The organism is Granulicella sp. dw_53, from assembly GCF_018449545.1.
GTDB lineage: Bacteria > Acidobacteriota > Terriglobia > Terriglobales > Acidobacteriaceae > Edaphobacter.
In genome coordinates, this window is the sequence record NZ_JAAVUR010000026.1 from 14,520 (window position 1) to 36,288 (window position 21,769).

General features: G+C 58.1%; 13 protein-coding genes. 4 read left to right on the top strand and 9 right to left on the bottom strand.

Going from position 1 to position 21,769, the window contains the following annotated elements:
* Nucleotides 1-3: 3 nt before the first annotated feature.
* The 4 genes from HB393_RS23945 to HB393_RS23960 all read right to left on the bottom strand — a co-directional run bounded on the left by HB393_RS23945 (nucleotide 4) and on the right by HB393_RS23960 (nucleotide 5,940).
* Nucleotides 4-4,578, bottom strand: coding sequence for a DEAD/DEAH box helicase (locus HB393_RS23945; RefSeq protein ID WP_213807748.1), 4,575 nt, complete (start codon nucleotides 4,576-4,578; stop codon nucleotides 4-6).
* 54 nt (nucleotides 4,579-4,632) lie between these two features.
* On the bottom strand, nucleotides 4,633-5,229 hold the full coding sequence (locus tag HB393_RS23950) for an HAD hydrolase family protein (protein WP_213807749.1): 597 nt from the start codon (nucleotides 5,227-5,229) through the stop codon (nucleotides 4,633-4,635).
* A 51-nt stretch (nucleotides 5,230-5,280) separates the two neighbouring features.
* The gene (locus HB393_RS23955; protein ID WP_255551565.1) at nucleotides 5,281-5,595 is read right to left on the bottom strand and encodes a hypothetical protein; all 315 of its coding nucleotides are present in this window, start codon (nucleotides 5,593-5,595) and stop codon (nucleotides 5,281-5,283) included.
* A 141-nt stretch (nucleotides 5,596-5,736) separates the two neighbouring features.
* On the bottom strand, nucleotides 5,737-5,940 hold the full coding sequence (locus HB393_RS23960; protein WP_213807750.1) for a cold-shock protein: 204 nt from the start codon (nucleotides 5,938-5,940) through the stop codon (nucleotides 5,737-5,739).
* 369 nt (nucleotides 5,941-6,309) lie between these two features.
* On the opposite strand from HB393_RS23960, the gene HB393_RS23965 reads away from it, so the two are divergent.
* Complete coding sequence (locus HB393_RS23965) at nucleotides 6,310-6,873, top strand: hypothetical protein (protein WP_213807751.1); 564 nt, start codon at nucleotides 6,310-6,312, stop codon at nucleotides 6,871-6,873.
* Here the strand turns inward: HB393_RS23965 and HB393_RS23970 are convergent.
* The 4 genes from HB393_RS23970 to HB393_RS23990 all read right to left on the bottom strand — a co-directional run bounded on the left by HB393_RS23970 (nucleotide 6,870) and on the right by HB393_RS23990 (nucleotide 15,358).
* Complete coding sequence (locus tag HB393_RS23970; protein ID WP_213807752.1) at nucleotides 6,870-9,026, bottom strand: EAL domain-containing protein; 2,157 nt, start codon at nucleotides 9,024-9,026, stop codon at nucleotides 6,870-6,872. The genes HB393_RS23965 and HB393_RS23970 overlap by 4 nt on opposite strands.
* Entirely contained in the window at nucleotides 9,007-9,951 is a 945-nt protein-coding gene (locus tag HB393_RS25430; RefSeq protein ID WP_345945415.1) for a response regulator, read from the bottom strand. The genes HB393_RS23970 and HB393_RS25430 overlap by 20 nt, the downstream gene beginning before the upstream one ends.
* Nucleotides 9,948-13,181 carry a PAS domain S-box protein gene (locus HB393_RS23985; RefSeq protein WP_213807753.1) on the bottom strand — a complete coding sequence of 1,078 codons (3,234 nt, stop codon included), beginning with the start codon at nucleotides 13,179-13,181 and terminating at the stop codon, nucleotides 9,948-9,950. Before HB393_RS23985 ends, HB393_RS25430 begins: the two co-directional genes overlap by 4 nt.
* Before the next feature lie 848 nt (nucleotides 13,182-14,029).
* On the bottom strand, nucleotides 14,030-15,358 hold the full coding sequence (locus tag HB393_RS23990; protein WP_213807754.1) for an aminotransferase class III-fold pyridoxal phosphate-dependent enzyme: 1,329 nt from the start codon (nucleotides 15,356-15,358) through the stop codon (nucleotides 14,030-14,032).
* 310 nt (nucleotides 15,359-15,668) lie between these two features.
* On the opposite strand from HB393_RS23990, the gene HB393_RS23995 reads away from it, so the two are divergent.
* From HB393_RS23995 to HB393_RS24005, 3 genes are all read left to right on the top strand, one after another.
* The gene (locus HB393_RS23995; RefSeq protein ID WP_213807755.1) at nucleotides 15,669-16,889 is read left to right on the top strand and encodes a DUF763 domain-containing protein; all 1,221 of its coding nucleotides are present in this window, start codon (nucleotides 15,669-15,671) and stop codon (nucleotides 16,887-16,889) included.
* A gap of 330 nt (nucleotides 16,890-17,219) precedes the next feature.
* Complete coding sequence (locus HB393_RS24000; RefSeq protein ID WP_213807756.1) at nucleotides 17,220-17,561, top strand: hypothetical protein; 342 nt, start codon at nucleotides 17,220-17,222, stop codon at nucleotides 17,559-17,561.
* Between the two features lie 102 nt (nucleotides 17,562-17,663).
* Nucleotides 17,664-19,892, top strand: a complete 2,229-nt coding sequence (locus HB393_RS24005) for a GH92 family glycosyl hydrolase (RefSeq protein WP_213807757.1) — start codon at nucleotides 17,664-17,666, stop codon at nucleotides 19,890-19,892.
* A gap of 76 nt (nucleotides 19,893-19,968) precedes the next feature.
* On the opposite strand, the gene HB393_RS24010 is transcribed toward HB393_RS24005, so the two are convergent.
* Nucleotides 19,969-21,769: amidase (locus HB393_RS24010; protein ID WP_213807758.1), on the bottom strand; the 1,801-nt coding region annotated here is incomplete at its 5' end.

Below are 21,769 nucleotides of genomic sequence, written 5' to 3' on the forward strand. Positions count from 1 at the left end.
GCATTACTGGAACAATCTTAGATCGCCTGGGAGAGTAGGCGGGGTGAGGATTGGCGGCAGCGCTGGCGCTCGTCTGGCGGAGGTGGACTTCACCGGTGGCTGATCTTCTGTTGCTTCGAGGTCGGTGTGCAGTTGGCCGTTGCGGTATTGGACCTGCTTGCCTGGGACGGCGGAGATGCGGTCGCCGGGAACGACGATGCCGACGAGGTTGATGGGGTCTGCTGCAGCTACGGTAATGATGGCGGTGCAGTCGCGAGTGCGGGAGGCGCGGAGGGATTCTACGGCTTGGGGGAGGGCGAACTGCTCGCCTCCGAAGCCGGTGACGAAGCGGCCGCCCCGGACTTCGCCGCGGGCTTCGAGGCGGCGGAGGATGCCGAGGAGGTCGCGCCATTTGGGGGCGTTGGACTCGCGGACGAGGAGGTCGCGAAAGAGGATGCCGTAGCGGCTAAGGAGCATTTTGGCGGCGGATTCGAGGGCGGCGTCGGTGCGGCGAGCCTGGGCGATCGATTCCTGAGCTGGAGTCGCGGCGGCGTTGAGTTCTTCGGAGAGGAGGGACCAGCGCCCTGCGGAACTGCGGGTGGGGCGCTTGGTGGAGGCGTCGGAGGTGGAGGATTTGCGGCGAGGGTCCATCATGCAACGGAGCTGGTCGAAGCCGTCCGCGGCGGCGAGGCCGGCGGTGGCGAGCTCCCAGAGGGCGTGTTGGGTTTGCGGGCGAGTGAGGTTGGCGATGCGCTGGATGTCGTTGGAGAAGCAGGCTCCGCGCTGCTGGAGGAGGGTGCGGACCTGGAGAGCTTCGGGGCTGAGGGCGGCGGCCAGTTTCGATTCTTCGACGGACTGCTGGGCCAGGGCGTGGGGGAGCCAGTCGGCGGACTCGCGAACGTAGAAGGTGATGGGGGCGGCGTTGGTGGGGATAACGCGGCGGGGGGCGGAGCCGTCGCCTGCGGACCAGGCTGGGTGGGGAGAGACGCGGCCCCAGCCTACGGCTCCGGAGAGGCAGAGGGCGTCGAGACAGCGGGGATCGTAGTTGGCGACGCGCGCGGGGAGGAGGGTTCGCTCCCACTCGATGGCAGGGGCTTCGAAGCCTTCGAGTTGCTGGAGGGCTTCGAGGACGCCCTCTTCCCCACTGAGCTGGGTCTGAGGGGCGAGGTGCTGCCAGCCGAGGAGCCAGCGCATGTAGACGGCTGGGGAGACGGCTTCGACCTGTTTGCGCAGGGTGCTGAGGGTGAGGCGGTGGATACGCTGGAGGATGCGACGCTCGCACCATTCGATGTGGTGATCTTCCTCAGTGGCTGGATGCTCGAAGGCTCCGCGCATGAGGAGGCCTTGCATCTCCATGGCTAAGAAGGCCTGGAAGATGGCGGCGGGAGCTAGGTTGAGGCGGTCGGCGAAGGCTGCAGCGGTGGTGGGGCCCAGGATCTGTAGCCAGCCTTGGACGCATTGTTTTAGGGCGGCTTCTTTTGTAACTTGCTCGGTGGCTTTATCAGGCTTGGGCTGATCGGAGGAAGAACAGGCAACGGCAAGTGCAACCGCAGGTCCTTCGACTTCGAGGTCCGCAAGTGCGCGGACCTCTTCGCTCAGGATGACACTTTCTGGGGAGATAACAGCTTCTGAAGGGGGCGTGTAGAGAGCGGAGGTGTGGGGGAGGCGTTCTGTGGCGATCCAGCAGGGTTGGCCTGCGCAGTCTAAGGTGGTGGCTCGGCCGGTGGCTTCGAGGCGGGTGAAGAAGTGGAGCCAGTGGCGGGCGTTGTCGTCGTTCAGCGTGGCGATGGGTAGAGCGACGAGGCTTTGGAGGAGGTCGTGGAGCTCGTGTTCGTCGCGGATGTCGGGCCAGCACTCGCGGCGGACGGTGCTGATGGCTTGCTGATCGAGGCGGCCTGCGCCTTCGGTGACGTTGTCGGGGAGGCCACGGCGCAGGCTGACGGCGCGGGCGCGGCGCTCTTCGAGGCCGGCCTCGTCGAGGAAGGCGTAGGGGTTGGCGTTGAGGAGCTCGTGGGCGAACTGGGAGGGAATGGGAGTGTCGACGGCGAGGCAGCGAATGGCGCCGGACTTGATGCCGCGCAGAACTTCGATGAGGCCTTCGAGGTCCATGGCCTCTTGGAGGACGTCCTTCATGACCTCGTCGACGAGGGGGTGATCGGGGATCTGGATGTCGCCGACGATGGTCTCGAAGCAGGCGGCAGCTTGGGGGAAGACATTGGCCATGAGGTCTTCGGAGCGGGTGCGCTGGATCTGCGGGGCGATGCGTTTGCCCTTGGAGAAGCGCAGGAGCTGGAGGCTGCGTCCGGCGGCCCAGCGCCAGCGGTTCTTGAAGATGGGGCTGGCGATGGCGGCTTGTTCAAGGAGCTCTTTGGCGGTGTGCTCGGTGAGGAACTGGAAGACGTCGGCGAGTGGGAAGGAGTGCTGCTCGGCGAGGGAGATGTTGATGCCGTTGTCGGTAGCGGCGGCTTGCAGCTCGAAGTTGAAGCCACGGCAGAAGCGTTTGCGCAGGGCGAGGCCCCAGGCCTTGTTGATGCGGCCGCCGAAGGGAGCGTGGAGGATAAGCTGCATACCGCCGCCCTCGTCGAAGAAGCGCTCGGCGATGATGGTGGACTTGGATGGCACGGCGCCGAGGACGGCGCGGCCGCAGACGATGTAGGCGATGAGTTGCAAGGCTCCGGAGTGGCAGACGCCGCAGGTTTCGGTAAGCCAGTGGATGGCTGCGGCGACCTCGGGCTGTGCGGGGGAGATGAAGCCGGGTGGGACGTTGGGGGTGAGGGCGGAGATCTGCTCGCGAAGCTCGCCGACTCCATCGGAGAGGACGGCGGTGCGCTGGGGGGCTTCACCCTCCCAGAAGGGGAGGCTGGGGGGAGCGCCGTGGGCGTCTTCCACGAGGACGCGGCCAGCGGCTTCGATGCGCTGGATGCGCCAGCTACTGTTGCCGAGGAGGACGACGTCGCCGGGAGAGGAGTCGACGGCGAAGTGCTCGTCGAGGGTGGCGATTTGTATCCCTTCGGGTTGCAAGATGACGTTGAAGAGAGAGGTGTCGGGGATGGCTCCGCCGTTGGAGATGGCGATCATGCGGGAGCCGCGGCGAGGGTGGAGGTGGCCCTGGATGCTGTCGTGGAGCAGGTACGCACCGTAGCGGCCACGGCTGGACTCGATGCCCTCGTTGAGCAGGGTGATGAGCTGGTCGAAGCGGGGGCGGGTGAGGTTGCGGTAGGGGTAGGCGCGGCGAAGCACGTTGTAGAGGGCTTCTGTGGGCCAGGGCTCGGCTCCGCAGGCGGCGACGATCTGCTGCATGAGGACGTCGATGGGCTCCTCGGGGATTTCGAGGCGGTCGAGCTCGCCGGCGCGCATCTTGCGGATGAGGGCGGCCTGCTCCATGAGGTCGTCGCGGGTGGTGGCGAAGAGGCGGCCCTTGGGGATGGCTCCGCGCCAGTGGCCGGCGCGGCCTACGCGCTGCATGGCGGTGGCGACGGCGCGGGTGGTGGCGATCTGGCAGACGAGGTCGATGTCGCCGATGTCGATGCCGAGTTCGAGGGATGCGGTGGCGATGAGGATCTTGATTTCGCCGTTTTTGAGGCGCTGCTCTGCGTCGAGGCGCAGGGTGCGGGAGAGCGAGCCGTGGTGGGCGGCGACGTGCTCCGGGCCGAGGCGGGCGGCGAGCTCGAAGGAGATCTTTTCGACCAGGCGGCGAGTGTTGACGAAGACCAGGGTGGAGCGGTGGTTCTCGGCGTGGGCGGCCAGCTTGTCGAAGATCTCCGACCACATGCCGGTGGTGGTGACGGAGCCGAGTTCGTCGCTCGGGACTTCGATGGCGACGTCGAGTTGGCGGCGCTGGCCTACCTGGATGATGGTGGCGGGCTGGCGGGAGGGGTGGATGCCGGTAAGGAAGTCGGCGACGAGCTCGATGGGATTCTGGGTGGCGGAGAGGCCGATGCGAAGAGGCGGCGAGCTAAGGCCGGTGAGGAAGGTTCCGGGGGAGAGGTGGTTCGCACCGGTGACGAGGGCGTCGAGGCGCTCCAGGGTGAGCGCGAGGTGGGCTCCGCGCTTGTCGTCGGCGATGGCGTGGATCTCGTCGACGATGATGGTGCGGACGTGACGCAGGTGTTCGCGGGATTTTCCGGCGGTGAGGAGGATGTAGAGGGATTCGGGGGTGGTGACGAGGATATGGGGCGGGTTGCGGAGCATGGCGGCACGCTCTTTGGTGAGGGTGTCGCCGGTACGAACGCCGGTGCGGATGTCGGTGGAGAGGTAGCCGCGCTCCAGGGCGAGTTGCTGGATCTCGCGGAGGGGCTGATCGAGGTTCTTCTGGACGTCGTTGGAGAGGGCCTTGAGGGGCGAGACGTAGACGACCTGGGTGCAAGGGGCGAGGTTGCCGTCGATGGCCTGGCGGAGGAGCTGATCGATGCAGACGAGGAAGGCGGAGAGGGTTTTGCCGGAGCCGGTGGGGGCGGAGATGAGGGTAGTTTCGCCGGCGAGGATGGCGGGCCAGCCGTGCTGTTGCGGCTCGGTGGGCGTACCGAACTTGGTGACGAACCACTCCGCGGTGACGGGGTGCGCCCAGGCGAGGGAGGCCGGGATTTCGAGCGACTGCATAGACCAATTGTAGCGCGGAGATTCGCGCTTTATTCGCCTAGACTTACGACGTGGCTACATGTTTCCGGTGCCTACGTCGGCTAGTTCGGCGGCGGCGTTGTCTTCGTCGAGGTACTGCTCGATGACCTGATCGAGGACGCCGCGGGCGTTGAGGATGAAGTCGATGGCGTCGCGTCCTGCTCCCTGGCCGCCGGAGTTGGGGGTGGTGTAGTGGGCCATGGATTTGACCTGGGGGCGGGCGTTGGCGGTGGCGATGGCGAGTCCGCAGAGGCGCATGACGGGGAGGTCGATGATGTCGTCGCCGACGTAGGCGAGCTCGTCGATGGTGATGCCGGCGAGGGAGAGGATCTCACGGACGGCGTTCATCTTGTGGGCCTGGCCCTGGTAGACGAACTCGAGCTTGAGGTCGCGGGCGCGGATGGCGACGGTCTGTGACTGGCGTTTGGTGATGACGCCGACGCGGATTCCGGCTAGGCGGGCGAGGGTGATTCCGAGGCCGTCGTGGGCGGAGAAGCCTTTGACCTCAATGCCTTTGGCTTCGGGACCGGCGCTGTCGGGGACGACGATGATCTGACCGTCGGTGAGGACGCCGTCGACGTCGAAGATGAGGACTTTGATTTTCTTTGCGCGGGCTTCGGGGGTGGGACTCATGCAGATGATGATAACTTGGCGGGCCGGGAATGGCCCGCCAAGAGGTGTGGTTTAGCGCCAGCGACCTTCGACCCAGACGTAACCGTTGCCGCGATGGTCCCAACGACCGGGGGTCCAAACAGCATGGGGGCGAGGGGGAGGCACATAAGCGCCCGGAACCCAGACGTAGCGATTGCCATCCCAGCGGTGATAGCCTGCCTGCCATGCCCAGTCAGGGTGTTCGTGGGGCCGGGGAGGGATTCTTTCGTGGACGGGAGGCGGTGGGCCGATGCGCACGACGACCTGTGCGTCGGCGATGCCTGGAGTCAGGGCAAGGCCTACTCCTATTGCCATTCCACAAACGGTTGAGAGCAGTCGTTTCTTCATAGCGTTCTCCTCCTTGCGAATGTTACGTTCAAAAGAACGCTAGTTTTGGGGCGAAGTTGCTGTGGATGAGTAGGTTAAACGGAGAAGACCACGGCTAATGCCGTGGTCTTCTTGTTTGCTTCTAATCTCGGGTGTCGCGGACTAGAGGGGCTGGATGTTAGCAGCCTGCTTGCCCTTGGGGCCGGTGGTGACGTCGAAGGAGACGCGCTGGCCCTCCTGAAGGGACTTGAAGCCACTGGAGTTGATTGCTGAGTAATGAGCGAAGAGATCCTCGCCACCATCTTCGGGGGTGATGAAGCCAAAACCCTTTGCGTCGTTAAACCATTTTACTGTTCCTGCTGCCATAATGCTCCTACTTTCAGGCGATGATGTTTCGCCGGTAATGTAATGGTAGCAGGTGTGAGGGGCTGCGGGGATTTAATTGCGAGCAATGACGATGGATATCCCCCAAATGGGGGATATATTCCCAGGCAACCTCTCAGTACGCTTCGGCATATTCCCACTTTTGCCGAGAGGTACTGCTCCATGTCTGCCGTTCGCGCTTCCCTTTCCAGGAGGATTTTTCTTCCGGCTTTTTCTCTCCTTGCCCTGGCTGGGAGCAGCGGATCTTCGATCGCCTCAAAGATTCCATCGAGCCTGAACGACAACGTTCTTACTTGCGGGGTCAACGCGCAATGTACAGATAAAGTTCTCTTCGGAATAAACTACAAGGTCATGGAGACCAAGAAGTTTACGGTGATGGTTTCCCTCTCCAACGAAGGACGCTATACGCGCGCGGACGTTAGCATCACGAACAACGCCGGGTATCCACAGCATGTCTCTCCGGAGGACTTCCGGATGGAGGTGGTGGGGCCTAAGACCAAAGTTTTGTTGTATGTTGCTCCGCAGGAGTTGCGCGATCTGCCGTTACCCGGTCCTATGCCGACCCTGGCCGCTAGTCCAGCGGTGGGAAAGAAGGCCAAGGCGGTGACGGTCGCTTCCGTTCAGCCTCCGGATAGAAAGGGAGTGACGGGCGACGCTCCAGGTGCGGCGGTTCCGGCGATGCCCGCGAAGCCCAGCATCGATGAGCTCTATGGACCGGCCAAGGGGGAGGCTGCTCTGACCTCGGCAGCGGATTGGGAGGCGGCCCAGAGGCATCTGGCTGTCTCTAACATTCAGGCCAATGAGATTGTGCGGGGCCGCGTGTACTTCCAGAAGGCTCCCAAGGCGAAGCAGGTGAACCTGGTTCTGCCTCTGGCTGGATCGGTGTTCGAGTTTCCCTATTCCGGGAAGCTCTAATAGCGCGAGGCGATGACCTTCAGGGCTGGGTCCGCCGGAAGAGCAGGTACTTCAACCAATTGAAAAGAGCGGGCTTCCAGTAGGGTTGCGAATCGCTCCGGAGGTAAAGGGCGGCTGAAGTAGTAGCCCTGCGCCTCGTCGCATTGGTGAGCCTGGAGGAATGCTGCCTGCTCCTGCGTCTCTACGCCTTCGGCGACGATTCGGAGTTTGAGGCTCCGCCCCATACTGATCATGGCGGTGACGATGGTGGTCTCTTCGGGAGTGGCGGTAATTTGCGTCATGAAGGACTGGTCTATCTTCAGGGCGTCGATTGAAAACTTTCGGAGATAGCTCAAGCTGGAGTAGCCGGTGCCGAAGTCGTCGACTGCTAACTGGATGCCTCTTTTTCGGAGTGTTTTGAGAGCCATCTCGGTGGAGTCGGCTCCTTTCATGAGAACGCTCTCGGTGAGTTCCAGTTCTAGGAGCTTCGGATCCAGACCTGTTTCTTTGAGGATGTTAAACACTCCGTCCAGGAAGTTTTCGTCGCGGAACTCGATTGCGGAGATGTTCACGGCTATCGTAATGACCGGCAAGCCCGCATCGGCCCAGGCCTTCGTCTGCCTGCAGGCTTCGCGAAGGACCCAGCGGCCGATCGGAAGAATGAGTCCGCAGTCTTCGGCGATGGGGATAAAGCGGTCGGGCGAGAGAGGGCCGCGGATTGGATGTGTCCAACGAATCAGCGCCTCCGCACCGGTGATTTCTCCGGTGCGGAGATTGACCTTGGGCTGATAGTGCAGCGCGAACTCCTGTCCCTGCAAGGCCCGTCGCAGGCTCTCTTCGATCGACTGACGCTCCACGGCACGCACGTTCATATCGGGCTTGAAGAAGCGGTAGGTCTGACGTCCGTTGTCCTTTGCCTGGTACATGGCGGTGTCTGCGTTCTTGATGAGGGTCTCGGCGTCCTCGCCGTCGTCCGGGTAGACGCTTAGCCCAATGCTGGTGGTGACATGCAGGTCGTCGCCACCGATGGAGTGCGCCTCGGCGACTGCCTCGAGGATTCTTCCCGCGGTGATCGCTGCGTCTTCCGCCTTCTCTACCTCTGAGAGCAGCACGACAAATTCATCGCCACCCTGGCGGCTGACGGTATCGGAGACGCGTACGCAACGGAGGATACGCTTCGATACCGATTTCAGCAGCATGTCTCCGACGGGATGGCCTAGTGAGTCGTTGGTGTGTTTGAAGCCATCCAAATCCAAAAAGAGCAGCGCGACCCTCTTTCCGTGGCGCTTGCCTAGCTCGATTGCCTGGCTGATGCGATCGTTGAGCAACATGCGGTTGGGCAGGCCGGTAAGAAAATCGTGCTCGGCCGCGTGCGCTTTCTCCACTGCCATGGCCCGGGCGATGCTGACGTCACGGAAGATCGTAACTGCGCCGCAGGGCACTCCATCTCGGTCGTGAATCGCCGCTATCGAGTCTTCGATGGGGATCTCAGAGCCATCGCGCCGGACGAGGATACAGTTCGGGGGAAGATGCCCGGTTCGGTTCTTCCCAACGGTTGCTTCCAACGGGCTGGGAAGGACTCGCCGGTTGGTCGCGTCAAAGATCGAAAAGATATCCTCTACTGGCCGTCCAGATGCTTCCCGTAGCGGCCACCCGGTCATTTTTTCCGCAGCCAGATTGAGGAAGGTTACGTTGCCTAAGCTGTCTGTGCAGGCGACGGCGTCGCCGATGCAGTTGAGGGTGATCTGCGCGAGTTCCCTCTCGACGAAGAGAGCCTCTTCCATGTTTTTGCGTTCGACCGAATAACGAAGGGCGCGGAGCAGGCCACGGGTCTCGATCTGGCCCTTGATGAGATAGTCCTGCGCTCCTTCTTTCAAGGCCTGAGAGGCCATCGACTCGTCATCCAGGCCGGTCAAGACGACTAAAGGAACGCGCGGGGCGGCGATGTGTGCGCGGCGAACCGCGTCCAGGCCCTGTGCATCTGGAAGACCCAGATCGAGAAGAATCAGATCGAAGACTTTGCCGGAGAGGTGAACTTCACCCTGCGTCATACTTTCGACATGGGTCAGATCGATGTTGTGCGCCCCTTCGTCGCTAAGCATCTCGCGAAGCAGACGGGCATCTCCCGGGTTATCTTCCACCAACAGAAGTCGCTTATTCGATCCACTTCTCATCGGATTTACCTCTGCTTGGAAATTTAACTTTAGTGAGCCAAAAATCGCTGATGCTTCTGACGATGCCCTCAAAAGCATCCAACTGCACGGGTTTGCTCAAATAGCAGTTTGCTTGAAGCTGATAACTTTTGATAATGTCTGCCTCCGCCTCCGAGGTGGTGAGGATGATGGTCGGAATTGTCTTGAGGCTCTCGTTCTGCTTGATGTTCGCGAGAACCTCTCGACCGTCCATCCGGGGAAGATTGAGGTCCAACAGGATAAGATCGGGCCGGGGAGCGTTGGCATGGACTCCCTCCTGCCGCAGAAAAGCCATGGCCTCTACACCGTCTTCGGCGACGTGCAACTTGACTGCCACGTCAGCATCCTGGAACAACTCTCGCGTAAGCCTGACATCTCCTGGGCTGTCTTCCACCATTAAAATCTCTACGGGCATAACATTTCTCCAATAATTTTCTTCGTGTGCGCTCACTTTACGCGAGAGTAAGCCGGGAAACCTAATCTTTGTGAGCCAGAAGTCACTTATGTTCTGCATCACGCTTTCGAAGGCTTCTAATTGTACGGGCTTACTTACGTAGCAGTTCGCATGAAGCTGGTAACTCTTTAAGATGTCCTCCTCTGCCTCTGAGGTGGTCAGAATAATGGTGGGGATGTTCTTGAGGGTTTCGTTCTGTTTGATGTTCGCCAGGACCTCACGGCCATCCATCCGAGGCAGATTCAGGTCCAGAAGGATAAGGTCAGGTCGAGGAGCAGCGGTGTGAGCTCCTTCCCGCAGGAGGAAATCCATGGCCTCTATGCCATCCTCGGCGACGTGCAACTGGATGGCTACATCCGCATCGCGAAAGAACTCTTTCGCTAGCCTGACATCTCCCGGACTGTCTTCCACCATAAGGATCTCTACGGGCTTGGCTTTTGCATTGTTTGTCATATGCGCTGACTTTCTGCGAGCGTGAAGCGAAAAGTGGATCCCTGCCCTGGTTGCGATTCGACGGAGATAGTACCGCCGTGCCGTTCGACTATCTTCTTGCAGATAGCCAGTCCTATACCGGTCCCAGCAAACTCCTCTCGCTTGTGGAGTCTCTGGAACATACCGAAGATTCGATCGAAGTACTGCGCGTCAATTCCTATCCCGTTATCGCGCACGGAGAAGATCCACTTACCCCTATTACTTTTCTCCGCAGAGATGTGGACCTTAGGCATGTTCGACAGATGATACTTGATAGCGTTGCCTACCAAGTTCTGGAACAACTGAACAAGTTGCATCTCATCTGCGAGAACTGTGGGTAATGGATCGTGGGTTACACATGCGCCGCCTTCTTCAATCGAACGGCCCAGATTCTTGATGGCTTGTTCCAGTGCGTCTTCCGAAGAGATGCGGAGTAGATCTTTTCCTTTCGTGCCGACACGAGAGTAAGCGAGCAGATCCTGAATCAACCGCTGCATACGATTCGCTCCGTCTACCGCGAAGGAGATGAACTCATCCGCGTCGGAGTCCAGCTTGCCTTTATATCTTCTTGAGAGAAGCTGGGTGTAACTCGCCACCATGCGAAGCGGTTCCTGCAGATCGTGTGAGGCGATGTAGGCAAACTGTCCCAGCTCCTCGTTGGAGCGGTTTAGCTCTTCGACCTTCTGCATCAGATTTGCCTCTGCCATCTTGCGTCTGGTGATATTCCGGATAGCGGCTGTTACCAGAGTGCCTTCCATGCTTACCAGCGGACTGAGCATGATCTCGATGGGAAAGCCGCTGCCGTCTTTGCGGCGCCCGTAGAGCTCGATGCCCATGCCGATCTGTTGAGCGAGAGCATCTTCAGCGGATCGAAGTGCGTCCGCGATCAATCTTTCCGCAAAGCCCTCGGGGATGATGTTCTTTACTTGCTGACCGAGAAGTTCGTCGCGGTGGTAACCGAATTGCTTTTCGGCCTGGACGTTCAAGAGCACGATCTCACCGCCCTGGTTTACAACCACCATGGGATCGGGGGCGGCTTCCAGGAGGCCGCGGTATCTCTCTTCCATCTGCGCCAAGTGCTCTTCGGCGTCTTTACGGACGCTGATGTTGCGGATCGCGGCTGTTACAAGGGTGCCTTCGGCGCTCTCCAGCGGGCTAAGCATGATCTCGATGGGAAACTCGGTGCCATCCTTGCGGCATCCGTAGAGCTCGATGCCCATGCCGATCTGCTGGGCGAGAGCCTCTGTGGCGGTTCGAGTTCCGTCGGCGATCAATCTCTCAGCAAAGCCCTCGGGGATGATGTTCTTTACCTGTTGGCCTAGGAGTTCGTCACGGCGATAGCCGAACTGCTTTTCGGCTTGAACGTTTAGGAGGACAATTTCACCGCGCTGGTTCACCACCACCATCGCATCGGGGGCAGCCTCTAGGAGGCCGCGGTATCTTGCCTCCATCTGCGCTAGATGCTCTTCTGCGTCTTTACGGACGCTGATGTTGCGGATTGCGGCCGTTACGAGGGTGCCTTCAGCGCTCTCCAACGGACTAAGCATGATCTCGATGGGAAAACCGCTGCCGTCTTTGCGTCGTCCGTAGAGCTCGATGCCCATGCCGATCTGTTGGGCGAGAGCCTCCGCTGCGGTCCTGGTTCCGTCCGCGATCAACCGCTCTGCAAAGCCCTCGGGGATGATGTTCTTTACCTGTTGGCCTAGCAGTTCGTCACGGCGGTAGCCGAACTGCTTTTCGGCTTGAACGTTGAGGAGAACGATTCCCCCACGCTGGTTCACCACCACCATGGCATCGGGGGCGGCCTCCAGGAGGCCGCGGTATCTTGCCTCCATCTGCGCCAAGTGCTCTTCGGCATCTTTACGGACGCTGATATTGCGGATCGCGGCTGTTACAAGGATGCCCTCGGCGCTCTCCAACGGACTGAGCATGATCTCGATGGGGAAGTTAGTGCCGTTCTTGCGACGTCCACGGAGCTCGATGCCCATGCCGATCTGCTGGGCGAGAGCTTCTGTGGCTGTTCGTGTTCCGTCGGCGATCAATCTCTCTGCAAAGCCCTCGGGGATGATGTTCTTTACTTGCTGGCCTAGAAGCTCGTCACGATGGTAGCCAAATTGCTTTTCGGCTTGCACGTTTAGAAGCACGATCTCGCCGCCCTGGTTCACCACCACCATGGCATCCGGGGCAGCCTCCAAGAGGCCACGATACTTGGCTCCGGACTCCTTGTTCTCGCTGAGATCGCGACTAATCTCAGAGAATCCGCGCAGGGTTCCATCGGGATCGCGCAAGGGGGTGAAGGTAATGCTCGCGAGAAACTGCGAACCATCGTTTCGGACCTGAGTGCCGAACTCCTCATGCCGTCCGCCTGCTACAGCGAGTCTAAGCATCTCCTGTGGCCTGTCCCTGCTGATATCTTCCTCTAGAAAGAAGCGACAAAAGTTCTGGCCGATGATTTCGTCAGCGGCGTATCCGTGAATCCGTTGCGCGCCCGCATTCCAACTTACTACCCGTCCGCCTGGGTCCAGCATGACGATGGCGTAGTCGTGAACGCCATCGAGAAGCATGCGGTATTGCTCTTCACTCTCCCTGAGAGCTTTCTCAGCCATACCGCGCGACGCGTTGTCGTGCCTGACGATCCAACCAGCGATGCTGGCGATCAATAGTCCAAATGCCGTTCCCAACAGGAGCCATCTACGGGTTTGACTCAGGTGGTTTCTAGTTACCCCGTTCCGCAGTTCCAACAGCCGTAGCTCCTCCTTTTCAAGCTTGACTGCGACTGCTTGAAGTTGGTCCGTAATCTGTTGGCCCCGCCTAAAGGCGTCAGCTCCGGCGATCAGATTCTGCTTTCGCCGGATCTCCATGATGCTGTTCATGCTCTGTGTTTTTTGGCCTATGAGAGCGGAGAGGGCAGGAAGGAGAGCTTGTTGCGTTGGGTTATCCAAAGTCAGAGTCTGGAGGTTGACCTGGTCTATTTGAAGCTGGGACAGACTTTGTCGGTAGGAGTTGGCATAAGACTCTTCCGCGGTGAGTACGAAGCCGCGGCTACTGGCCTGGCTACTCTCCACGGAGATAAGAATGTCCTGGACGGCTTCGAGGACTTTTTGGCCATGCTGCGCCCACTGGCTGCTTTCACTGGATATCACCACTCCCCGATAGGCGATGGCGCCCATCATAAGAAGGGTAAGAATAGCCGCCCAGAACGCTAGTTGCATCTTCCATCTTAAAGGGGACATAGCACCCATCTCAATTCCTGCCACCGTAGAGCGTAAAAGCATGGATTGTAGTGCGATTTCTTATGTCGGGAGGCTTTGAATCGCTGGCTTGAGGCTTCCTTGTCGCCCTTTCGTGAGACTGTACTCTGCAACGACGAGCGAGGAGGGCCACAGCGCGAGGGAGCCGCAGATAGCTGGCTCAACTGACGCGAAGTGTCCTAATGGAAGCCATTTCTTTGAATGGTGTGTCGCAGCAAGACGCTTGCCGTCATGAACCGCTATACGGAGGTCAAGGCGCAACTTCGATCGACTCACTGCTGTAATAACTCTGGAATCCAGACCTGCGGGAAGAACGCTCATCAGATGCCGGCCTTTTTCGTACAAGTACGGTGGCTTCACAGAAGGAACAAAAAATGAACGAATGCAAGTTACCTATAAGTCAGAGCAGCATCGGCTTCGCTAGTACTGTCGCCCATCATACAGATAAGCGCTAACTCCACCTAGAGATAGTGGATCAGATGATAGAGATACAATCTGCCGTCTACTGAACTACAAGACTTAGCTCACCTTCATAGGTGACTTAGTATGAGCCTCATAGGTCTAGTTTGCAAAGGTTGGGATCAAGACAGTTATACAAATGCCGAGGATTTCCCGGATATTGCTCCTAAACCTACTCCAGTGAGGAGTAGGGAGCATTTCTAGCGAAACTCGCTACAACTGCTTCGTTGTTCTCTGGTCTCGCTGAAGGGGTGTCTTGCGTCGAACGTGCCGGTTATGGCTTTGGCGGGGAGCCGAGGCCATAACCGGCATTGGTCAAAAAACCGGTCGAGTAGTTCCCTTTGCCGGAGTTATCTTCCTTTTTGAAGCGTGGTCTCGATGATGTCGATGATGCGGTCGATCTCATCGACGGTGCATATAAATGGAGGAGTCACGATCAATGTATTGCCAGTCGTCTTGATGTGCAGACCTCCGTCGTAGAGCCTCTTTTGAAAGGTATATCCATCCATGCCCACGGTTGCCGGATCGATGTCGATCCCACCGATCATCCCGTAACCGCGGATGTCTGTGATACCTGGGACCTTGGCGAGGCTGAACAATCGGTTAAGGAAGTGAGGCGAGAGCTCTTTTGCTCTTTCAAAGAGACTCTCCTCTTCATAGATCTTCAACGTGGCCAATGAAGCCGCGCAAGAGACGGGATGGGCAGAACCCGTATATCCGTGGAAGAGCTCTACTGTCCGTTTGGGATCGGCCTCTACTATCGTCTCGTAGATATCCTCCCGCACGGCCACTGCACCCATCGGGATGACACCGTTTGTTATAGCTTTTGCCATCGTGATGATGTCTGGAGTTACACCGAAGGACTGAGAGGCGAAAGCCAGGCCGGTTCTTCCAAAGCCGCAGATGACCTCATCGAAGATCAACAGCACTTCGTGCTCTGTGCAGATATCGCGCAGCCGTTCGAGATAGCCGAGCGGAGGGACCAGGGCTCCGGTAGAGCCCGCTATGGGCTCGACGATGCATGCGGCGATATTCTCGGAGCCGTGCAGGTGAATGAGGCGGAGGAGATCATCTGCCAGTTCGGCGCCATGTTCGCCCTGTCCTGGCTGGAACCTGTTTGAGTCGAGCCAGGTGTGGCGCATATGCACCACAGGAAGAATTGGAGATCCAAAGTCGCGCCTGTTGCTTGGAATGCCAGACAACGCCACGCCTGTGAGATTCGCGCCGTGATACGCCCGCTCGCGAGAGACGAAGAGGGTGCGCGTGGCCTGCTTTCGCACACGGTGATATTGCAACGCAATCTTTAGTGCGGTATCGACAGATTCAGAGCCTGAGTTCACCATGAAGATCCGGTTGAGGCCGTGCGGAAGAAGCTCTACCAGCTTCTGGCACACGGCGGAGGATCCCGGATGGCTACGAAGAAAGCTCGAGGTGTAGTCCAGCCGGAGGATCTGCTCGTACACGGCGTCAGCAATCTCTTGCCGTGCGTGTCCAGCGGGTGTCGTAAAGAGGCCGGAGCTTCCATCCAAGATCTCCTGGCCCTCCATGCCGTAAAAGTAGACTCCCTTGGCACGGTCAAAGAACCGGGGGTCGTCCTTGAAGTCACGGTTCGGCGTGAATGGAAGCCATTGATTTTCTAGGCCGATGGCTGTTTGGATCGCTGGAATTGTCGGGACCACGTTTTCTCCTGTTTACCCCAGCTTATTGGACGGGGTAGGCGTATGTCTTACAACTCAAATGAAGGTGACTTCTTCATCTTAGCCGCTGACACATCAAACTTTGCAAAGATTAGCAATGCTGGAGGTAATGGTCAAAGAGAAGCATACCGGTCGCCACCGGATTCGGCGGATTATCTGCCAATGCTGCGTGCGTCCGATACTGACCGCCCTGGTCTTTATAGTCGTTGAAGACGGAGACGTCTCTGGCCGGTTTGAGATGTCATTCCGCCTCACAAAGCTCCCTAAAGGTAATTTGTACGAAAATAGATGGATGAAGCGTTCTGGGAGTGCTGATCTTCCTCTCCACGGCGGGCACGTGCCGCCCTGGCTGGCCGAACGCATGACGCAGCTTGGGACGGCCATCGTCGAACAGATTGTGCTCTCGTATGGACCTTCGGAGTTTCTTACCCGTCTAAGCGACCCGTTCTGGTTTCAGTCGCTGGGTTGCGTCATGGGGATGGACTGGCACTCCTCGGGTATCACCACATCCGTCATGGGCGCGCTGAAGCGTGGGCTGAACCCTCGATTTTCGGAGTTTGGGTTTGCGATTTGCGGGGGACGCGGGCGGCACTCGGTTCGAACGCCGGATGAGCTGAGGGCCTTCGGCGCTCGGACGGGTCTCGATGGCGATGCTCTTGCGCGGACGAGCCGGCTCACTGCCCGGGTGGATAACAATGCAATTGCGGATGGCTTTCAGCTTTATCTCCATACCTTCGTGATCGACCGATCCGGAGAGTGGGCCATTGTTCAGCAGGGCATGAATCAGACAAGCCATCTTGCCAGGCGCTACCATTGGCACTCCGCCACAGTACGGGACTTCGTCTCTGATCCGCACACCGCGATTGTTGGAAGCCCGCAAGGCACGATCCTCAACCTGGTCGATGCGCGTGCGTCGGATGCTCAACAAGCTCTGCTCAAGATTGCCGCCCAGCCTATCGAAGGCTCGATAGCGGAAGCACGCAAACTTACGATGCCGGCGCATCACGATGTGCGGGCTGACGATGTGGATCTGAAACGCCTCGGCGCTGTTTTAGCTGTCGCGCATAAGCAGGAGCTTCGCGACTTCGCGTCGCTGTTACTAGTAGAGGGTCTGGGACCGCGTACGCTGCAGTCTCTCGCATTGGTTGCAGAGATTGTTCATGGAGCGCCCAGTCGATTCTCTGATCCGGCACGGTTTTCTTTCGCGCATGGCGGGAAGGATGGTCATCCCTTTCCAGTACCTCTCAAGACATACGACGAATCTCTTTCTGTGTTGCGACGTTCATTGGATGCTGCACGTCTTGGTCAGACCGAAAAAGTAGAAGGGTTTCGCAGACTGGATCGTCTTACTCGTATGGTCGAAGAGGAGCGGGAGCCGTTTGCCAACTTCGACGAAGCTATCGCTCATGAACGCGATATTTCGGAGTCGCTCGGTGGACGAACCGTGTTCGATCGCATGCGCTCGAGAGTGAAGAAGAGGAGCTCGCCCTCTCAACTGGATCTTTTCCGGTAATGAAGTTGCTTCTGACTCTGGCAAAAACAAGTTAGAAGAGACGCCGCTAGAGAAGGGCTATGATGATCTATTTTTTGTCTGCGGGGCAATTGTTTCTATCGAAGGAGCGTATTAATCGTTTGCGTTAACTTGTTCGCTGAACAGATCAATTAATTCGGCTATGTCATTGCAGTTATGAATGACTGAAAGAGGGGTATATTGCACCTAAGCTCTGGCTTCTAGTTATCGTGCCTCTAGTTCGATATTGTTTCCTAAAGGAACTGTTGGAGTTAGTGCTCTAATGAGTGAGCTAAATATCTCCAAGCACGATATCTTACTTACGGAGGCTTCATGACCAATATTGTTGAAAAGATCGATGCAGAGATAGCTCGGCTTCAGATGGCACGAGCTGCACTTGTAGGCACGACTACACCGGCTCAGCTAAGCCCACGACACGCAAAGGAACTCACTGCGACTCTCAAGAAAGTTCCTGGAGCGGCAAGCACCACGTTTAAGAAGCGTAAGATGAGCGCGGCTGGTCGAGCACGCATTGCAGCCGCTCAAAAGGCTCGTTGGGCGAAACTTAAGAGAACGGTTAAATCTTCCCCTATAGCAAAGAAAGTTGCAGGCAAGAAACCTGTAGCGGTGAAGAAATCAGCATCAGCTAAGAAAGCTCTTAGCCGGACGAGCTAAAGGCAAAGGGCTTATTCTGCCGCTGCAACAACATAGGTGGGGGCCTCTCTATGAGAGGCGGACATTGCGTACGCATCTGGGCCGCCACTATACTCATTTTCCATGCGCAAGCTTTGCTTTGTCATTGTGTCGTTATTCTCTACTATTGGATATGCATACGCTCGCGATGCCGCCTCTTATGTTAATCCGCTGATCGGAACACAGAAGAGCACGATTGGATATGGCGGTACGATGCCGTTTGTCTCGCCACCCTTTGGTATGACAAACTGGACGCCGCAGACACGTCAGAACAAGATAAGCATCACGTCCTATAACTATGACGACCCTACGATCTCCGGCTTTATGGGCACTCATCAGCCGGCGATTTGGATGGGTGATTATGGCTATGTGACGCTCATGCCGCAGACGGGTGTCTTGCGAACGACGCCTGATAGCCGCAAACTACCCTACCAGCACAGCACCGAAGTAGCTCGACCGGATTACTATGGTGTGTCCCTCGATGCGGGTGGTGGCAGAACCATTCGCGCCGAGATGACAGCGACTGAGCGCTGCGCGATGTTGCGTTTTCGATTTCCAAAAGGCGGCGTGGCGCGTGTGCTAGTGGAGACTTCGCGGCCCGGTATTGCGGGTTTCGCAGCCGTCGATGCACAGTCACATGAGATAACAGGCTACAACCCACATCGTATGGACGCGCATTTGGGTCCTTATAAACTTCCGAATTTTAAGGGGTATTTCGTCATCCAGTTTCAACGAGCTCCACAAGAATTGAAGACCTACGGCATGGAAGACGATGCGGCGGGGTCTGCTCGTGGAGGATACGCAGAGTTCGAACCAGGTGAGACCGTTCTTGTTCATGTGGGCACATCGTTTCTGAGTCTCGACGAAGCACGGGCTAATCTCAAGCGCGAGATGCCTGAGTGGAACTTCGACGTGGTGAGGCAGCGGTTGCGGGCCACCTGGAATGAGAAGTTGAACCGAATACAGGTCGATGGCACGACAGACAAAGAGAAGAGACGGCTCTATACCGCGCTCTACCATGCGCTGATGTACCCTCGAATCTTCTCAGAGGACGGCCGTTATTACAGTGCCTTCGACGACCAGATTCACACGGGTGAAAGCTACACGGCATATTCGATCTGGGACACGTTTCGCGCAGAAAATAGCTTGCTGACACTTGTCGCACCGGAACGTGTAAACGGCATGATAACGGCGCTGTTGCAGAACTACAAAGAGGGCGGATGGATGCCTAAGTGGCCGAATCCGAGTTACACAAACATCATGATTGGAACGCATGCTGATTCCCTAGTCGCCGAGGCGATACGAAAGGGGTTTAGCGGCTTTGATCGCGAACTGGCATGGCATGCGGTCTACAAGGATGCAATGACACCGCCGGACGGCGATACGACACGACGCTGGCTGGATCGCGAAGAGCATACTCCCTATGAAGCCCGTGCCGGTCTAACGTATTACAAGCGATTGGGCTATATTCCTACAGACAAGACGGACGAGGCGTCTTCACGCACGCTGGAAGATAGCTACGATGACTGGTGTGTCGCGCAGATCGCAAAGACACTTGGACACGAAGAAGACTATCGATTTTTTCTGCAGCGATCTTTGAATGATCGAAACCTCTACAACGCAGCACTCGGTTTGATGAACGGTAAGACCTCCGATGGCAAGTGGGCTCCAATCGGTGGAGCACGAGATACTGATGGCAACCGGTCGGTCTCGGGTTGGACTGAAGGCGATGCGTGGGTATACACATGGTCGCCGTTTCACGACCAGGCGGGCTTATTGCAGCTCATGGGTGGAGCTGAGGCGTATGACGCCAAGCTGGATCTCCATTTCAGTGGCGGGCATAATGTCCACCGCAATGAGCCGAGCCATCACTATGGATATCTTTACGACTTCGGCGGAAGACCTTGGAAGACACAGGAGAAGGTACGTGAAATTGCGGCAGCGGAGTATGGCTATGATGCCGGAGGCCTGGATGGCGACGACGATTGCGGCCAGATGTCGGCGTGGTTGTTATTCACGGCGATGGGCTTCTATCCGGTGAATCCAGCGAGTGGCGAGTATATGATCGGGAGCCCGATGTACAGACGCATGACGCTGGAACTTGGTAATGGCAAGAAGTTCCGTGTACTGGCGGAGAATAACTCAGCGACTAACGTCTATATCCAGTCTGCAACGCTCGATGGCAAGCCGCTGGACGTTCCGATGATCACATGGGAGGAGATTCAATCTGGGGCGACATTGCATTTTGTGATGGGTCCAAAACCATCCTCCTGGGCTAGCGGATGGAGGCCTTCTTTGATCACGGCTAAATAACTCAAGGGAATGGAATGTGAACTCATTCTTCGGGCTACATCTCTCTGACGTACTCTGGATATCGAAAGACTCTGGGCTAGTCCAGCTTTGGACGCATTAAATGGAAGCTTGTGGCCTTCTGGTATGCTCGCGCGAATGCCGCCAGCCGTGCATCAGAGTACAGCGATCCGAGAAACGTCAGCGACACGGGCGTTCCCGGTCCACCCACGTTATTAGGAGCGCCATCCCCGGTCTGCTCGGGCAACGGAGTTCCGTCTCCTCGCACCCCGTTGGGCACAATTACTGCCGGATGTCCGGTCAGGTTGGTTGCTTGCAATTGCGTTCCCGTCGAAGGCGTCACGATTACATCCACCTCGGCGAACAGCTTTGCCATCTCTGCCATCGCCAACGTCCGTGCCCGCTGCGCTTGAATGTAGTCCACCGCAGAATAGAGCCGGGCTACACGAAACTGATTCGGCCATTCGTTGGGCCCCTGTTCGGTCAGTAGCTCATCTCTGCCGCTTAATGTCAGTTCGTCGAATGCTGCAGCAGCTTCTGCCTCTAATACGGGCGTGATATCTCCGAACGGGAAGTTCGGCATCTCCAGTGGGACCAACGCCACGCCCATGTTACGCAGCTCATCCAAAGCACTTATTCCGTATTTTGCGTCGTAAAGCTGCCGCTCATGCCCCTTCTTCTGCGCCTCGCTTGCCCCAGCAGGCAGATCGGGAACCTCGAAGGCAGTCTTCAGATACCCTACCCGAAGTTTTTTCCAGTTGAATTCGGCATCCCAGTTGAACGTTGCATGCTGTACAGAGAGATCCTTGCCATCCGGCCCGTGGATTGCGCTCATTACCAAAGCGCAGTCTTCCACGCTCCGGCAGATCGGGCCGATCTTGTCCATCGACCAACTCAACGCCATCGCCCCGCTCCGCGGCACGAACCCGAAGGTCGGTCGCAGGCCGGTCACCCCACATCGCGTCGAAGGCGACGAGATTGAGCCCAGTGTCTCCGTTCCGAGCGCAAACCCTACACATCCTGCTCCGACAGCAGCAGCTGAGCCGGCCGACGAGCCACCTGAAGGCTGTTTTGCGTTCCACGGCGTACGCGTCATTCCGCCGAACCAGATCGGCCCGCTCGCCAACGCTCCCATACTTAGCTTTGCGACCAATACTCCGCCGGCTGCGTCCAGCCGTTCCACTACCGTCGCGTCGTAGTCAAAGCTCTGGCTCTCGAAACCACCCGCACCCCAGGTCGTTCTGTACCCCTTTACCGCCAGCAGATCCTTCGCGCCCCAAGGAATTCCGTGCAACGGTCCACGATACTTGCCTGCTGCAATCTCTGCATCTGCCGCCGCGGCCTGCTTCAGCGCTCGCTCCTCCGTCAGAGTGATTACGAAATGCAGTTTCGGATCATATCGCTTCAGGCGGGCCAGATACATCTTCGTCAACTCCACCGAAGTAACCTTTCGCGTCCGCACTAACTCCGCCAGTTCCCGGACGGACGCAAAGGCTAGCTCCTCATTACGGCCAACCAACCCTGCTGCAGCCTTTGTCGACAACGCGCTGACATCTGGGGCCGTGCTCATCTTCGTCGGCTTCGCGATGTTATCCAAGACCATCCCCGGGGGCACTGGATCAAAGATCAGCGCTGGAGCCACGCTGTTCGGGATCTTCAATTGCCGGATCGCTAAGACTGAATCCCGCTGCGAGCCGAGTTTCTTCAGCATCATCTTTTTCTGTTCCGCCGTGAGCGTGACACCCGCAATTACCGCGGCCGCATCGATCATCTCCGGAGTAATCGTTCCTAGAGTTACGACTCCACTCGAAGCAGGAGCTTGCGCTTCGGCCTGCATCGCCAGCGTAAATAAAGTGCCGGGTAGTAGAGTCTGCCCTAGC

Coding starts and splice junctions, on each gene's coding strand:
- HB393_RS25430 (WP_345945415.1), bottom strand. CDS start 9,951: ATGACAAACAATGCAAAAGCCAAGCCCGTAGAGATCCTTATGGTGGAA.
- HB393_RS23985 (WP_213807753.1), bottom strand. CDS start 13,181: ATGCAACTAGCGTTCTGGGCGGCTATTCTTACCCTTCTTATGATGGGC.
- HB393_RS23950 (WP_213807749.1), bottom strand. CDS start 5,229: ATGAGTCCCACCCCCGAAGCCCGCGCAAAGAAAATCAAAGTCCTCATC.
- HB393_RS23965 (WP_213807751.1), top strand. CDS start 6,310: ATGGAGACCAAGAAGTTTACGGTGATGGTTTCCCTCTCCAACGAAGGA.
- HB393_RS23970 (WP_213807752.1), bottom strand. CDS start 9,026: ATGAGAAGTGGATCGAATAAGCGACTTCTGTTGGTGGAAGATAACCCG.
- HB393_RS24000 (WP_213807756.1), top strand. CDS start 17,220: ATGACCAATATTGTTGAAAAGATCGATGCAGAGATAGCTCGGCTTCAG.
- HB393_RS24005 (WP_213807757.1), top strand. CDS start 17,664: ATGCGCAAGCTTTGCTTTGTCATTGTGTCGTTATTCTCTACTATTGGA.
- HB393_RS23960 (WP_213807750.1), bottom strand. CDS start 5,940: ATGGCAGCAGGAACAGTAAAATGGTTTAACGACGCAAAGGGTTTTGGC.
- HB393_RS23955 (WP_255551565.1), bottom strand. CDS start 5,595: ATGAAGAAACGACTGCTCTCAACCGTTTGTGGAATGGCAATAGGAGTA.
- HB393_RS23945 (WP_213807748.1), bottom strand. CDS start 4,578: ATGCAGTCGCTCGAAATCCCGGCCTCCCTCGCCTGGGCGCACCCCGTC.
- HB393_RS23995 (WP_213807755.1), top strand. CDS start 15,669: ATGAAGCGTTCTGGGAGTGCTGATCTTCCTCTCCACGGCGGGCACGTG.